14 protein-coding genes and 1 pseudogene are annotated in these 14045 nt (G+C 35.3%); 9 read left to right on the top strand and 6 right to left on the bottom strand.

What is annotated here, in order from left to right; genetic code table 11:
* The first annotated feature begins 38 nt into the window (after window positions 1–38).
* From ACFX5U_RS02470 to ACFX5U_RS02450, 5 genes are all read left to right on the top strand, one after another.
* Window positions 39–1613 carry a M28 family peptidase gene (locus ACFX5U_RS02470; RefSeq protein ID WP_038702100.1) on the top strand — a complete coding sequence of 525 codons (1575 nt, stop codon included), beginning with the start codon at window positions 39–41 and terminating at the stop codon, window positions 1611–1613.
* 261 nt (window positions 1614–1874) lie between these two features.
* Window positions 1875–4562, top strand: coding sequence for a hypothetical protein (locus tag ACFX5U_RS02465; RefSeq protein ID WP_400262405.1), 2688 nt, complete (start codon window positions 1875–1877; stop codon window positions 4560–4562).
* Between the two features lie 46 nt (window positions 4563–4608).
* Complete coding sequence (locus ACFX5U_RS02460) at window positions 4609–4839, top strand: DnaJ domain-containing protein (RefSeq protein ID WP_400262404.1); 231 nt, start codon at window positions 4609–4611, stop codon at window positions 4837–4839.
* Window positions 4814–5506 carry a J domain-containing protein gene (locus tag ACFX5U_RS02455; protein ID WP_400262403.1) on the top strand — a complete coding sequence of 231 codons (693 nt, stop codon included), beginning with the start codon at window positions 4814–4816 and terminating at the stop codon, window positions 5504–5506. The genes ACFX5U_RS02460 and ACFX5U_RS02455 overlap by 26 nt, the downstream gene beginning before the upstream one ends.
* 4 nt (window positions 5507–5510) lie before the next feature.
* Window positions 5511–5801 (top strand): chaperone modulator CbpM, encoded by a 291-nt coding sequence (locus ACFX5U_RS02450; protein ID WP_038695982.1) that lies wholly within the window; start codon window positions 5511–5513, stop codon window positions 5799–5801.
* 47 nt (window positions 5802–5848) lie between these two features.
* Here ACFX5U_RS02450 and ACFX5U_RS02445 read toward each other — a convergent pair whose 3' ends face one another.
* The 6 genes from ACFX5U_RS02445 to ACFX5U_RS02420 form a co-directional block, all read right to left on the bottom strand.
* Window positions 5849–6727, bottom strand: coding sequence for a hypothetical protein (locus ACFX5U_RS02445; protein WP_400262402.1), 879 nt, complete (start codon window positions 6725–6727; stop codon window positions 5849–5851).
* Between the two features lie 41 nt (window positions 6728–6768).
* Window positions 6769–7704 (bottom strand): energy transducer TonB, encoded by a 936-nt coding sequence (locus ACFX5U_RS02440; RefSeq protein ID WP_400262401.1) that lies wholly within the window; start codon window positions 7702–7704, stop codon window positions 6769–6771.
* Complete coding sequence (locus ACFX5U_RS02435; protein WP_400262400.1) at window positions 7697–8509, bottom strand: M56 family metallopeptidase; 813 nt, start codon at window positions 8507–8509, stop codon at window positions 7697–7699. Before ACFX5U_RS02435 ends, ACFX5U_RS02440 begins: the two co-directional genes overlap by 8 nt.
* 28 nt (window positions 8510–8537) lie before the next feature.
* Window positions 8538–8912 carry a BlaI/MecI/CopY family transcriptional regulator gene (locus ACFX5U_RS02430; RefSeq protein ID WP_038695976.1) on the bottom strand — a complete coding sequence of 125 codons (375 nt, stop codon included), beginning with the start codon at window positions 8910–8912 and terminating at the stop codon, window positions 8538–8540.
* A gap of 214 nt (window positions 8913–9126) precedes the next feature.
* A complete protein-coding gene (gene arfB / locus ACFX5U_RS02425) occupies window positions 9127–9537 on the bottom strand; it encodes an alternative ribosome rescue aminoacyl-tRNA hydrolase ArfB (protein WP_280570707.1) in 411 nt (136 codons plus the stop codon).
* The gene (locus ACFX5U_RS02420) at window positions 9534–10238 is read right to left on the bottom strand and encodes a DUF1003 domain-containing protein (RefSeq protein WP_038702091.1); all 705 of its coding nucleotides are present in this window, start codon (window positions 10236–10238) and stop codon (window positions 9534–9536) included. Before ACFX5U_RS02420 ends, arfB begins: the two co-directional genes overlap by 4 nt.
* Before the next feature lie 158 nt (window positions 10239–10396).
* Between ACFX5U_RS02420 and bshA the strand changes: the two are divergent.
* The 4 genes and pseudogenes from bshA (at window position 10397) to ACFX5U_RS02400 (ending at window position 14020) form a co-directional block, all read left to right on the top strand.
* Window positions 10397–11534, top strand: a pseudogene (gene bshA / locus ACFX5U_RS02415) (N-acetyl-alpha-D-glucosaminyl L-malate synthase BshA).
* A 77-nt stretch (window positions 11535–11611) separates the two neighbouring features.
* Window positions 11612–12316 (top strand): UMP kinase, encoded by a 705-nt coding sequence (gene pyrH / locus ACFX5U_RS02410; protein WP_038695970.1) that lies wholly within the window; start codon window positions 11612–11614, stop codon window positions 12314–12316.
* Between the two features lie 29 nt (window positions 12317–12345).
* The gene (frr, locus tag ACFX5U_RS02405) at window positions 12346–12909 is read left to right on the top strand and encodes a ribosome recycling factor (protein ID WP_038695968.1); all 564 of its coding nucleotides are present in this window, start codon (window positions 12346–12348) and stop codon (window positions 12907–12909) included.
* A gap of 130 nt (window positions 12910–13039) precedes the next feature.
* Entirely contained in the window at window positions 13040–14020 is a 981-nt protein-coding gene (locus tag ACFX5U_RS02400) for a sugar phosphate isomerase/epimerase family protein (RefSeq protein ID WP_400262399.1), read from the top strand.
* The last annotated feature ends 25 nt before the right edge of the window (window positions 14021–14045 follow it).

Below are 14045 nucleotides of genomic sequence, written 5' to 3'. Positions count from 1 at the left end.
TGATCGCTTCATTACTATTAAAAATAAATTTTATTTCAATGAAAAAAATAGTTAGTCTAATTTGTTTTGTCTCTTCTATCTACAGTTGTGCCATTGCTCAGAATCCAGCTGAAAAATACGCCCGTACGATTACTGAGGAATCAACTAAGAAACACTTGTCAGTCTTAGCATCTGTTGATTTAGAAGGACGTGGTACAGGTCAGAAAGGTGGACGTTTGGCGACCGAATACATCGCGAATGAATTTATGAAATTGGGATTGACTCCACCCGTTGAAGGTAAGTATTTTCAACCCGTAAGTCTGTTGAAAAATAGCTATCAGGTTAAAAGTTTCAAAATCGCTGGTCGACCATTTTTACATGGTCAAGATTTATTGGCCTTAGGAAACAATGAGTTGAAAACTATCGATGATAATGAAATCATATTTGTAGGTTACGGCATTGATGATCCAAAATATTCTGATATCAAAGGACTTGATTTAAAAGATAAGGTCGTTTTTCTGATTAATGATAAAGAGCCTGTTGATGAAAAAGGAAATTCTATTATTACAGGAACAACAAAATTATCTGAATGGTCAACAGTACGCAATAAGAAGGTGAAAGAAATCCTGAAGCATAAACCTAAATTGGTTTTAGCTTATACTGAGGATCTTGGAAAATGGCTTGAAAGCGCAGGTGATCGTGCAACAGACGGACGCTTTAATCTGGCTCAAGACCAAGTTGCACCTGAAACTAATCCGATGCCTATCGTGGTCAATATAACAGATCACGTTGCAAACTATATCCTAAATCTAGGGAAATCAAGCCTAGCCAATGTTATTACCAAAATAAACAGGACTCAGAAGCCGCAATCTTTTGCTATAAAGAGCACATTCAATGCGCAGATGGGGATGGTCACCGAGCAGTTTTCAGACCCCAATGTATTGGGTTACTTAGCAGGTTCGGACTTAAAAGATGAAATCATTGTCATCGGTGGTCATTATGACCATGATGGTAAAAGTTCGAATGGTACTATTTTCCCTGGAGCGGACGATAATGCTTCAGGTACTACTGCTGTTTTAGAATTAGCCAAGGCATTTAGTCAAGCAAAGGCAGAAGGTAATGGCCCTCGAAGAAGCATTTTATTTATCACGTATGCTGCTGAAGAAAAAGGATTGTTAGGCTCTAAATACTATACTGAAAACCCCGTTTTTCCACTCGAAAATACGGTGACTTGTATCAATATAGATATGATAGGCCGTATTGATGACAAACATTTGAATGGTAACCATAACTACATCCACTCCATTGGTGCTGATAAGCTGAGTTCTGAATTGTCAGCGATCAACAAAGAAGCTAATGAGAAATCCAGCCAATTGGAATTAGATTTTATGTATGATGATCCTAAAGATCCAATGAAATTATATTACCGTTCAGATCATTATAATTTTGCAAGTAAAGGAATTCCTTCAATATTTTACTTCTCAGGATTACATCCACATTATCACACACCAGAAGATACGATCGATAAAATTGACTTCCCTGTTATGGTTAAAAGAGAAAAATTTATTTTTCAAACGGCTTGGGATGTTGCTAATCGTGATACTAAACCTGCTGTAGATAGTAAAAAAGATTAAAATTACATATAAGATAAAAAGGTGGCCTTTTCTAAGTAGAAGGCCACCTTTTTTTTGTTAGCATAAGCCACCTTGGTTGATGTGGCAATAATATTAGCAATGGCCCCCATTGTATCCTATGAATAGTTTAAGCCTACCTAAAACAAGAAGTCAGCACTCCAATTTCGAGGTATCATACTGTTAAAATACGTTAATTTACCCTTTATCGGGAAAATTAAATTTATATTAGATGTGGATAAACTAACCGTATCTAAACCAAATATGAAACTATATCTTATAGTATTGCTATCTTTTTTTTCCCAGTATGCACTATGTCAGAATTCGGGCGTGTTAAAGGGAACTGTTATTGGTCAGGACAATAAACCTCTTGAAAAAGCGACTGTATCCTTACTCATGCAACAAGATTCTGCTGTTCTCTCGTATTCCTTAACCAATGATAAGGGTGAATTTAATCTGGTCAAACTTCCTACAAACAAAAATCTGATCTTGTATATCTCTCATGTCAATAGTAGCAACCATCATCAAAATATTCTATTACAACCTGATGAGAAGAAACAATTAGATACAATCAAGCTTGGTGGAAAACTTTTGGATGAGGTGGTCATATCTGTTGATCCCCCAGTTCGAATGAATAAAGATACACTAGAATACAATACTGATTTTTTTAAAACAAGGCCTAATGCCAATGCAGAAGAGCTTTTAAAGCAGCTCCCTGGATTACAGATTAATATGGACGGGACTATCTATTACGAGGGTAAGGAAGTTTCGCAGGTGAAAGTAAATGGCAAAGATTTTTTTTCAAGCGATCTACGTATAGCAACACGTAATCTGGATGCTTCCTTAATCAAGACGGTACAGGTCTATCGGGATAAGGGTGAATCAAAAAAAATAGTGGAAGATGAAGAAAAATTACCCATTACCATTAATCTTAAATTTAAAAAGGATTTTCTGAATGCAAGTTTTGGTAAACTTTACGGTAGTGCGGGTACAAGAGGTCGCTATGAAGCTGGGGGGTTGGTCAATACTTTTCAAGATACGCTACAATTGAGTTTTATAGGCTTTGGCAATAATATCAATCGTGAAAGTTTTGATTATAATGAACTGAATCAACATGCTGGATTAGGGAGAGCGGAAAACTATGGTTTTGGAGATTTTGGTGGTAGAAATTACAATGGTAAGGCGAACGATATGGCGATTGGATTTAACCTCAATAATGACTGGGGTAAAAAGAGCAAGCTAAACGTGATGTACATGTTGAAATACAAAAAAGAGGAAGGCCAAAACTCTGGAAACCAAACTTCCCTGTATGATAATATCGAACAGTTCAACGAAAATTCATATAACACCAATAATAAATCTTTAGCTCACAATATCAATACCCTGTTTAGGCATCGGATGGATACGACTGCCTATTTCGAGTTTACACCAAAATTTAGTATTTCGAACAATGATGGAAATAGTAACAGCTGGATGAAAACCTATACCAATGACAAAGTTTTAAATACGAGTACGGACAGCTCGACTACGGATCAATACAATATTAATTATAGCCATAGCTTCTATATTGAAAAACAGTTGCATAAAAACCATATTATAAATTTTAGAAATAGCAGTAATATCAACAAAATCGAATCGGGTGAAATCGGCAATCACCTTACTGCAATTTTTCAAAACCCTATACCTAATGCGAGTCTATTCGAGGACAAGTTTAAAAAACAAAAATCGAGTAGTAGCAATACTCATCTAGGTTATAATAATAAAAGTATCGAAAAGCTGAATTTTGACTTCTATATTTCCCATAATATGGAGAATAGGAGCCCCACAGAAAGTTTACACTACAATCGGGACAGTACAGGGGTAATTCACGGTGACCAATTCGAAAACAGTTATCGCGTTAAATCACAATATTATATATCGGGTATTCGGTTTTTCTGGAAGCCCTTTAAAAAATTGGCCATAAATTTTGGTACTGCTTATTCACTACGAGACAATCAGTTTGAGTTATTCAAGATCAATGAACGTAAAAAGACTTCAAATGGATATTGGCTTCCGAATATTAATATTCGGTATAAGGATTTCGATTTTTCATGGGCTAAAGATCTTCAAGGGCCTTCAACAAATAGAATGCAGACTGTAACAGACTCATTAAACCCACTTATGACCCGATTGCCCGCATTTTTTTATGAAAACATCCTACTACAAAATGTGCGGTTTTCATTTAATAAATATGCGCAAAAATACCAGTTTGGTCTATATGCCAATGTGGATTACAAAGATAAAAGCGAGGGATATAAGAGCTGGAGAGATGCCACCACAGGACACTATACTGCTCTGGCTTTTCAAGCCGGTTCGACAACGAATTATAATGCTTACCTGTATGGAAGATATAATTTTAAATCTGATAAAGATTGGGTATTCTACATTTCCCAGAATAGTAGCTTCTATACTTATCAACAATATGCCACAATCAATGATGTGGATAATAAAATGAATAATCTTAGCATTCATCTCGCTCAAGAATTTTCTGTAACTTGGAAAAACCTGATTGGGCTTACCCCAAAATATACTTACAGTTGGAGCAAATCCATGAATTCAGTCAAAAACAATCCTGATTTTATTCAAAGTGCCTATGTAACGCATAAAATTGGTGTGGGATTAAATATAAATCCAATAAAAGGTTTTTCATTGGAAACTTCTTATTCTTTGGATAATAGAGCAAGTGGCTTAAATGATAGGGCAAATTATCATATCTTAAATTCTTCGCTTTACTATACGCTAAAAAACGATTCACAGATTAAGTTAACGGGTTTTGATATCTTAAACCAGAACAGACAAAATTATTGGGGTACTCACGGAAATACTACTTATTACCAAAACACCGTTACATTGCAACAATACTTTTTAGTGGGGTATATTTATAAATTTAAAATAACAAAACTCAAAAATTAAACAAACAGGCTCTTAGATTGTTGAAACTGTAGAAATTAAAATTAATATGGCATTTGTAGATTACTATAAAGTACTTGGTATTGACAAAACTGCATCCATAGATGCTGTAAAAAAGGCTTATCGGAAATTAGCGCGAAAGTATCATCCAGATTTAAATCCGAATGATGAGGCGGCAAAACAAAAATTTCAAGAGATAAATGAAGCAAACGAAGTGCTCTCAGATAGTGAAAAACGTAAAAAGTACGATCAATATGGCGAGAAACTGGGAACGTGGTGAAGAATACGAAAGGGCACAACAACAATATCGTCAACCAGATGGCAACCCATTTGGGGGATCGCAAAGCTATTCGGGTAATTTTGATGACGGACAATTTTCTGATTTTTTCGAACAAATGTTTGGCAGTCGTACAGGTGGGGGAAGAAGAAATAACTTTCGAGGTCAAGATTTCAATGCTGAACTGGAATTAACGCAGCAACAGGCTTATACTACCCACCCGCAGACCTTTACGATAAATGGTAAAAACATTCGCATCAACATTCAGGCTGGTGTAGAAGATGGTCAAAAAATAAAGCTGAAAGGTCTTGGCAGTGATGGCGTAAATGGAGGACCTAAGGGTGATCTCTACATCACTTTCAACATCATTCCCGATCATAAGTTCAAAAGACAGGGTAACGACCTTTATACCTCACTAGATATCGATTTATATACTGCAGTCTTAGGGGGTGAAGCAATCATTGATACGTATGGTGGTAAAATAAAACTTAAGATTCAACCTGAAACACAAAACAATGCCAAGGTAAGGTTGAAGGGAAAGGGCTTCCCTATCTATAAAAAAGAAGGTGAATTTGGTGATTTATATGTCAGCATGAATGTGCTTATCCCAACAAATTTAAGTGATAAAGAAAAAGAACTTTTTAAACAATTAGCAGATTTAAAAAAATAATCTAATGGAAAGAACGCTAATCCGATTATCAGATTACTGCCATTCTAGGAAAGCAGAAATTACTTTTATAGAGACATTAAATGAATATGGACTTCTACATATTATCATCCAACAGGAGGAAAAATACATCGAAGAGGAGCAGCTGAGGGATTTAGAAAGGTTTTCAGATTGGTATTATGACCTTGACGTCAATCCTGCAGGTATTGAGGTTGCCCATTATCTTGTCCAAAAAGTAGAGGAGCTGCAACATGAATTACAAAAGTTAAAAAATCAACTCAAAGCATTGGAATCATAGTCCTATGCTTTGAGTTAACCCGATAGTGATGTAAAATCTTAGACTTACTAATCACTTAGGTCTTTGTCGACAATTACTTTATCTTGCCAAATGGTACGGTGATGCAAATCTGTCAGTTCTATGCGATAGAGCCCTTTACAAACGACAAAAGAACCATACGATTGTCCTGGTGCTACTACACGGTAGATAATCAATTTATTTGAGTCTGACTCCCCTCCTAAAAAACCTTTCAGTAATGTGTAATTATCCTTTTGTATAAACTGATCCGGTATTCGGTAATCAAAATGACCTCTACTGCTATCATCTGGACAAAGAATTTCGGTACGACTGGGTGTGAAAATATAATTACTTCGGAACATAGAGGCATTTGAAATCGCCAGATCTTCGATGATATCGAAATTCTTAAAATCTTGCTTAGGAATTATATAAATCAAACTCAGGTATTCTTCTCGTCCCAAGGACTGCTTAAAGGGTACTATAGCATGGTAGATGAACTGATTTTTCACAGCCGTAGTTTGATAATAGTACTTCCCCTCGACCGTTTTCTTAATTGAGAATCCATCCCTAGAAATGAGGGTTTTCGTATTTTTAAAGCGATCTTCCGATTTATTATTAATAAGGGTAATCAATCTAAATGCGGTATCATTCTTGCTTTTTCCTGTAAACAAAACGGTATAATCATCGGCTTTATATCCCAATCTCTTGATGAGATGTTGATCAGCTCTTGAAATATGCAGGTTCTGTAATCCTTTTTTTGATTTTTTATCATAATTTAAAAAATTATCACCTACATAAACGGACAAATTACGTTCGATGTTCACAAAGTAGTCATCGCCATCAACAAGAAAACCTTTTGGTGTAAATTGATACGCAGATTGACAGGAGGTGAATAAGGTTATATAGAATAATAGATAGATAGCTCTCATAATGATGCGAATAAAAGCTCCATCAACTGGAGCTTTTTATTTTACTTCGATATACTTAAACGTATAGGCAACGTGTATGCTACGCGTACATTTTGACCATTTTGAATTGCTGGCTTCCATTTCTCTGGATAATTTTTCAACAAATTGAAAGCAGCTTGACCAGCCCCATATTTTAAGTCTTTCTTAATCTTCAAGTTGCTCAGACTTCCATCTTTTTCAACAATAAAGCTCAACTCGATAACCCCATTGATTCCATTTTTTAATGCCTCTTCAGGATATTCATAATTCTCTCCTACATACTTCATAAATTCATTCATGCCATTAGGTGGAGAAGGCTTTACTTCTACTGCCGAGAATAATGTGACATCTTCTTGCGAGTTTTTTGGTTCAGGGAATTTCACCTCTTTTTCATTATCGGAAAAATCAGCATCTTGTTTTGCCTTGAAATTTTGATTGTCTTTTTTGTCAGCTTTTCCTTGAGCTGGCTTGCTACTCTCTTGCTTATTTTGGTCTATTTTTGTCACCGTTGGCTCTGGATAACGACCTGCTTCAAACTTTATCGGTATCAAATATGAAGACCGGACTGCTTTACCATGATGAACTGCTGGTCTCCACTTTTTACCATCTTTTATCACTTGCTCTGCAACTTTTGCGGAACCATAACCTAAATCATTTTTCGCTTTAACACGTGAAACAGTACCATCCTTATCGATCATAAACTGAACTTCAATAGTGCCGTTAATGCCATTTTTAATCATTTCTTCAGAATACTTAAAATTTTGGCCTACATACTTCATAAAAGCATTCATACCCCCTGCAGGTTCTGCCTTAACTTCAGGATTGACAACAATATTTTCTTGTTGTGTATGGTCACTCTGTAGCTCTATAAGCGAACTTACAACATTGGATACCACGGGCAAACGTACATCGTTCACCGTATTGATGATTTCTGTTTTAGCATCGACGGTATTATTCAATACCAATCCTACTAATGCTATGATACCAACGAATGGAAACCATGAGCATATATTTCCATTGACTGGATTTTTTTGATTTATTTTGAAATAACATCATAATTCTCTTTTTTAAAATGGACTCGCTGGCAAACTGATGTGATAACATATCAGTTGACACCCGAAGCGCATTTGCAATTAATAATTCTGCATAAGATGTTTTATCTTCTGCAGCACAAAGTTCATCAGCAATACATTCATGCTGAAATTTTAATTCTTTGATATAAAAAAAGAGTACAGGGTTGAACCAATTAAATACACGCACAAATTCCAACAATAAGATATCATATGAATGCCCTTGTTGCACATGGACCATTTCATGTCGATGAATGATCGCATTTGATTTTGCTGCTTCACCGAGGTAAATAAAATTTAAAAAGGAAAATGATGCATTCCCATCTATTTCATGAAATCGTCGATATAGTTTAAGCAATCTTATCAATAAAAATACGATCATTCCCAGAATGGAAATTGTATAGAGTATTTCAAAATTCCAATCCAAATATCCTAATGGGTGCTTGCCTACAATCTCGATTTCAGGTAATCTCAAATCTGCGAATTCTAACGAAATGGCTGGTAACAACTTCGTCCTATAATCCAGTCTAGATAGATCCATAAATTGTACTGCTGGTACAGTATAAGACAATATCACAGCACTTAATAAGTAGATTCTATTTCCTTGAAAAAATGTCAGCTTCCTTAAGAAAACATGATAAATGAAATAAAATACAATTAAACTTATATTCGCTAAAATTAGGTAAGCCATCATAATATGAGTTTTTAGGTTTTGAAATACACTAAGTTTTCTTTTGTTTCGCAATCAATTCTAATAAGTCATTCACGTCATTGAGATCCAATTTATTTTCTTCCAAAAAATAAGACATCATACTCGAAGCTGAATTATCAAAATAATTATGTAATAGTTTCCCTGTAATTAGTTTTTTATACTCCTCTTTCGTAATCTTAGGGATATAGCGGTGGCTTTTTCCAAAAGACTCGTGCACCAAGAAACCCTTGGTTTCCAAGATGCGCACTATTGTGGAGACTGTATTATAAGCTGGTTTTGGTTCTGGTAAACGGTCAATCACTTCTTTTACAAAGGCACCTTCCATTTCCCATAACTCCTGCATAATTTGCTCTTCAGCTTTTGTAAGTTCTTTAATTTCGTTCATAACACTTCTATTAATACGGCACGTCTGCCTATAATCGATTATACAACAAGATAGAACTAAAAACTTAGTTATCAAACTAAGTTTTTAGTTCTTAACACAATTAACTGATAATCAATTGTATAATTTTAAGGTTCAGATTAAATTGTCATCATTATTCGCTTTGGGATTATTTTATTTCCCAGAAAATCTAATGGAGCACTAGAAATAATTTTGCTCAATCCATACTCCACCTACGGTTATTTTTCTTTTCCGATTGTTTAGCCTTACGATCCAAACGATTGAGTACTTTCCCATAAGGGATTTTTGTTTTCTTCCGTCTTTTAGTAGGTATTAGTGTTGTTGTAATGATATTTAAAAATCGTGCGATTGCTATTTCCTTATTTTTCAATTGTGAACGATCGGTATCGCATTCTAATTGAAATACTGCATCTTTATTAATACGGTTACTCCATGTCTCCATGATCAACAGCTTTTCTTCTTCATCCAAACACGCACTTGCTAATACTGGCCATTGTAAAAGCACTTTAGACGATACCTTATTCACATGCTGACCTCCTGCCCCACCTGAACGTGTAAATTTAAATGTTAACTCTTTTAATAATTCTTCTTTATCTACTATGCTCATTTCTTTTCCAGTTTATCTATCTTTTCAATAAGATCTTTTATTATTTCCAATTGATATTGTTGCATTTCTATCAATTCTTGTTCTTTATGAATCAATAAATGATCTATTTTTTCGTGTAAAGTCCGTATTTCTAATTCGGCTTTAAGATTGACCATATAATCATTTTGTGCCCGTTGACGGTCTTTTTCTTCTTGTCTATTTTGGCTCATCATGATTACCGGCGCCTGGAGGGCAGCTATACATGATAATAACAAATTGAGCAAAATAAAAGGATATGGATCAAAGCCTTTATCGCTCAACCAGTATATATTTAATATAATCCAGCATACTAAAAATCCTAGAAAGGATAATATAAAAGTCCAACTCCCCCCAAAAGCTGCAACTTTATCCGCAACTTTTCCACCAAATGTTTCGGCTTTGATTTCTTGATCAATAGAAGCTGTAATAACCTGATTATTGCTTAGGCTTTGTAAAACTAATTCATCCAAACGATTCAGTTCACCTAACTCATTTTTTAAAATAGTAGAAATATATTTTTCTTTGTAGCCATCCAATTCGCTGGAAGCTATAAGCGAATCTTTAGAAAACTCTGGAAAATCTTCCTTTACGAGATCAAAAATCGAAGTTCGCAATGTTGCTCCCCTCACCTTACTTGTTACCGGGAAGGTCTTTCCTGATATATTACTAACAAAAGTCTTCATAATAAGCTTACTTAATATGCTACAAGATAATTTTTTTCCGTGAATAATGCCCCAATTACCTTCCCTGAGCATAAATCTATAGCTTCAGAAATTATTGCATTCGTGTGATTGGCTGTTTTCCAAAATAATCTTTAATTTGCAGTAAATAAATAAGCATTATGAAAATAGGGATTGTATGTTATCCAACATTTGGCGGTAGTGGCGTCGTAGCTACAGAAACTTGGAAAGGCATTGGCAACGCACGGACACCAAGTGCACTTTATTACCTATCGTCAACCTGCTCGTTTGGACTTTTTTTCGGAAAATCTATTTTATCACGAAGTTGCCGTATCACAATACCCGCTTTTTGACTTTTTGCCTTATGAGTCTGCTCTAGCAAGTAAACTGGTCGATGTGGTTCGTTTTGAAAAACTGGATGTCATTCATGTTCATTATGCTATTCCTCATGCTTCTGCAGCCTTTATGGCTAAACAGATATTATTGACCTATGGTATTAATATTCCGGTCGTGACCACCTTACATGGTACAGATATTACTTTGGTAGGTAAAGATAAAAGTTTCAGCCCAGTTGTTACCTTCTCCATCAATCAATCTGACGGAGTAACGACCGTATCACAAAGCTTGAAAGACCAGACCCTTACTTTCTTTGATATTAAACGAGATATTGAAGTCATTCCAAATTTCATCGACTTGGAACGATTCAGCATAAAAGATCGCTCGCACTTCAAAAGAGCTATTGCACCCGGAAATGAGCGTATACTTATCCATACTTCAAACTTTAGAAAAGTAAAGAATACAGGCGATGTCATCCGTATCTTCCAGAAAGTGAACGAACATATACCAAGCAAGCTATTGATGGTTGGCGATGGTCCAGAACGTACAAATGCGGAAGAATTATGCCGTGACTTAGGTGTCTGTCAAGATGTACGATTCTTAGGTAAACAAGATGCAGTTGAAGAGATTTTATCCGTTTCGGATCTATTCTTGATGCCTTCAAGCTCCGAAAGTTTTGGACTTGCTGCCTTAGAGGCAATGGCTTGTAAAGTACCTGTTGTATCTACAAATACAGGAGGCCTACCTGAATTAAATGTGAACGGTGAAACTGGTTTTTTAAGTGATATCGGTGATGTCGCTGATATGGCCAAAAACGCCATTTATATTTTGGAAGATGAAGAACGCTTAGAAAAGTTTAAAGATGCTGCATTAGCACGTGCAAAGACATTTCAATTGAGCAATATTATGCCTCAATATGAGGAATACTATAGAAATGTGATAGAAAAAGTTAAAAATTCTTAATAAATGTAACATTCGTCCTCATCGGATGAAAAAAAAATTTTATCTTTGGCCTTTGGAGAATTTCCAAAAAAACAATTATGAAATACAAACGTATCCTATTAAAACTTAGCGGCGAATCCTTAATGGGTGATCAAAGCTATGGCATTGATATCAAGAGAGTTGCCCAATATGCGAAAGATATCAAAGAGTTACATACTCAAGGTTTAGAAATTGCTATTGTTATTGGTGGAGGTAATATCTATAGAGGTTTAAGTGCAGAACAGTCAGGTATGGACCGTGTACAAGCGGATTATATGGGTATGTTGGCCACTGTTATCAACAGTATGGCATTACAAGATGGTCTTGAAAAAGTAGGTTTGAAAACTCGATTGTTGACAGCTATTAAGATGGAACAGATCTGTGAACCATTTATTCGAAGAAGAGCCGTGCGTCACTTAGAAAAAGGACGTATTGTTATCTTTGGTGCTGGAACTGGTAACCCCTACTTCACGACCGATACTGCAGCTTCACTCCGTGCTATCGAAATCAATGCAGACGCAGTATTAAAAGGTACTCGTGTGGATGGTATCTATACTGCTGATCCGGAAAAAGATCCTACAGCAACACGTTTTGACGAAATTTCATTTACTGAAGTTTATGAAAAAGGTTTAAATGTAATGGATATGACTGCATTTACGCTATGTCAAGAAAACAATTTACCGATTATCGTATTTGATATGAATAAACCAGGTAATTTGCTAAAATTAGCTAACGGAGAGCCAGTAGGTACTGTCGTACGCTAATCATAAAAAGATAAAAACGATATTAAGATATGAATGAATTAATTTCACTTGAATTGGACGATTGTAAGGAGAATATGTCCAAAGCTGTTTCTTTTTTAGAATCAGAATTAACTAAAATACGTGCTGGGAAAGCTTCTCCTTCTATGTTAGATGGTATTTCAGTTGATTATTATGGATCTCCAACTGCATTGTCTCAAGTTAGTAATATTAATACAACTGACGCACGTACGATTGTTATCCAACCATGGGAAAAGCAACTAATATCTGCAATTGAAAAAGCAATTACAGATGCGAATTTAGGTGTCAACCCTCAAAACGATGGTATTGTCATACGTATGGTTATCCCTGCTTTGACAGAAGAAAGAAGACGTGACTTAGTGAAGAAAGCTAAAGAAGAAACTGAAAAAGGTCGTGTTGTCGTTCGTAATATCCGCAAAGAGACAAATGAGTCGATTAAAAAATTGAAAAACGATGGAGCTTCTGAAGACGAAATTAAAGTTGGTGAAGCTGAAGTTCAAAAATTGACAGATTTATTTATTGCAAAAGTTGATAAATTAGCTGAATTAAAAGAAAAAGATATCATGACGGTATAATTTTCTTATTTTAAGAATATTAGAATGGGGATGTATCATATACATCCCCATTTTTTATTTGTGATAATAGTTTTATTTAAAATTAGTCGTAACTTGATCTTAAAACTAAATTTAAATCAAATTAAACAGTATGAATAATTCACGCCGTCAATTTATCAAAAAAGCTGGTCTTGGGCTTTCTGCAGCGTATTTTTTACCACATTTCGTGTCTTGCGAAAATAATACAAAAGTTCTTGATTCACCATTTGCAAATATTGGTGTCCAACTCTATTCCATTCGTGATCTCATGGCTGCAAATCCGACAGCATCATTACAAGAGGTTTCTAAAATCGGTTATAAGCACGTAGAAACATACGGAATCGACCCTGTCGCTAAATCTTTTTGGGGTCTCGATTATAGGAGTTTAAAAAAAGTATTGGATGATAATGGTTTAAAATCACACAGTGGTCACTATGATATGTCAAAATATTTCAGCCGTAACCACCAAGATAAGGAAGATTTAAACATTTATTTTGATGCTGCAAAAGAACTAGGTCAAGAATACGTTATCGCACCAGTGTCGCCTATGTTTGACATTTCATCGTTGAAAAAAGATGACTTTCTATATATAGCAGAACAATTAAATAAAGCTGGAGAGCAAGCTAAAAGCCATGGATTGAAAGTAGCCTTCCATAACCATTTTTGGGAATTTAGAGATTTAGGAAATGGTACTCGAGGTGAGGAAGTCCTATTAGCTTTTACAGAACCCGATTTAGTAGATTTTGAACTCGACTTATATTGGGCAGAAAAAGCTGGAATTAACCCGGTAAGCTTATTCGAAAAATTTCCAGACCGATTCAAGTTATGGCATATTAAGGATATGGATAAAGCGTTTACCAAAACTATTGTCGGACCTGAGTATGACAAGCTGGACTTTGGCGGAATCGCTAAGGAAGTAAGATATACGGAAGTAGGTACTGGTCACATCGACTTTATCGCAATTGCACAAGCGAAAGCGAAAGCTGGTTTAAAATATGCATTTGTAGAACAGGATGATATTTACCTTCCAAACAAATTTGAGAGCTTAAAGAAAAGCTACGATTACGTTGAGCAACATTTAGCAAAAATATAATATATAAAAAAAGGGCTACATGCCC

The organism is Sphingobacterium sp. SG20118, assembly GCF_044740685.1.
Classification (GTDB): Bacteria; Bacteroidota; Bacteroidia; order Sphingobacteriales; family Sphingobacteriaceae; genus Sphingobacterium.
This window is presented reverse-complemented; position numbering and strand designations above follow the sequence as displayed.

What these genes read in the sequence shown, in the direction of transcription:
- ACFX5U_RS02470 (WP_038702100.1), top strand. Translation starts at nt 39, where the DNA reads ATGAAAAAAATAGTTAGTCTAATTTGTTTTGTCTCTTCTATCTACAGT.
- ACFX5U_RS02465 (WP_400262405.1), top strand. Translation starts at nt 1,875, where the DNA reads ATGAAACTATATCTTATAGTATTGCTATCTTTTTTTTCCCAGTATGCA.
- ACFX5U_RS02460 (WP_400262404.1), top strand. Translation starts at nt 4,609, where the DNA reads ATGGCATTTGTAGATTACTATAAAGTACTTGGTATTGACAAAACTGCA.
- ACFX5U_RS02455 (WP_400262403.1), top strand. Translation starts at nt 4,814, where the DNA reads ATGGCGAGAAACTGGGAACGTGGTGAAGAATACGAAAGGGCACAACAA.
- ACFX5U_RS02450 (WP_038695982.1), top strand. Translation starts at nt 5,511, where the DNA reads ATGGAAAGAACGCTAATCCGATTATCAGATTACTGCCATTCTAGGAAA.
- ACFX5U_RS02445 (WP_400262402.1), bottom strand. Translation starts at nt 6,727, where the DNA reads ATGAGAGCTATCTATCTATTATTCTATATAACCTTATTCACCTCCTGT.
- ACFX5U_RS02435 (WP_400262400.1), bottom strand. Translation starts at nt 8,509, where the DNA reads ATGATGGCTTACCTAATTTTAGCGAATATAAGTTTAATTGTATTTTAT.
- ACFX5U_RS02430 (WP_038695976.1), bottom strand. Translation starts at nt 8,912, where the DNA reads ATGAACGAAATTAAAGAACTTACAAAAGCTGAAGAGCAAATTATGCAG.
- arfB (WP_280570707.1), bottom strand. Translation starts at nt 9,537, where the DNA reads ATGAGCATAGTAGATAAAGAAGAATTATTAAAAGAGTTAACATTTAAA.
- ACFX5U_RS02420 (WP_038702091.1), bottom strand. Translation starts at nt 10,238, where the DNA reads ATGAAGACTTTTGTTAGTAATATATCAGGAAAGACCTTCCCGGTAACA.
- pyrH (WP_038695970.1), top strand. Translation starts at nt 11,612, where the DNA reads ATGAAATACAAACGTATCCTATTAAAACTTAGCGGCGAATCCTTAATG.
- frr (WP_038695968.1), top strand. Translation starts at nt 12,346, where the DNA reads ATGAATGAATTAATTTCACTTGAATTGGACGATTGTAAGGAGAATATG.
- ACFX5U_RS02400 (WP_400262399.1), top strand. Translation starts at nt 13,040, where the DNA reads ATGAATAATTCACGCCGTCAATTTATCAAAAAAGCTGGTCTTGGGCTT.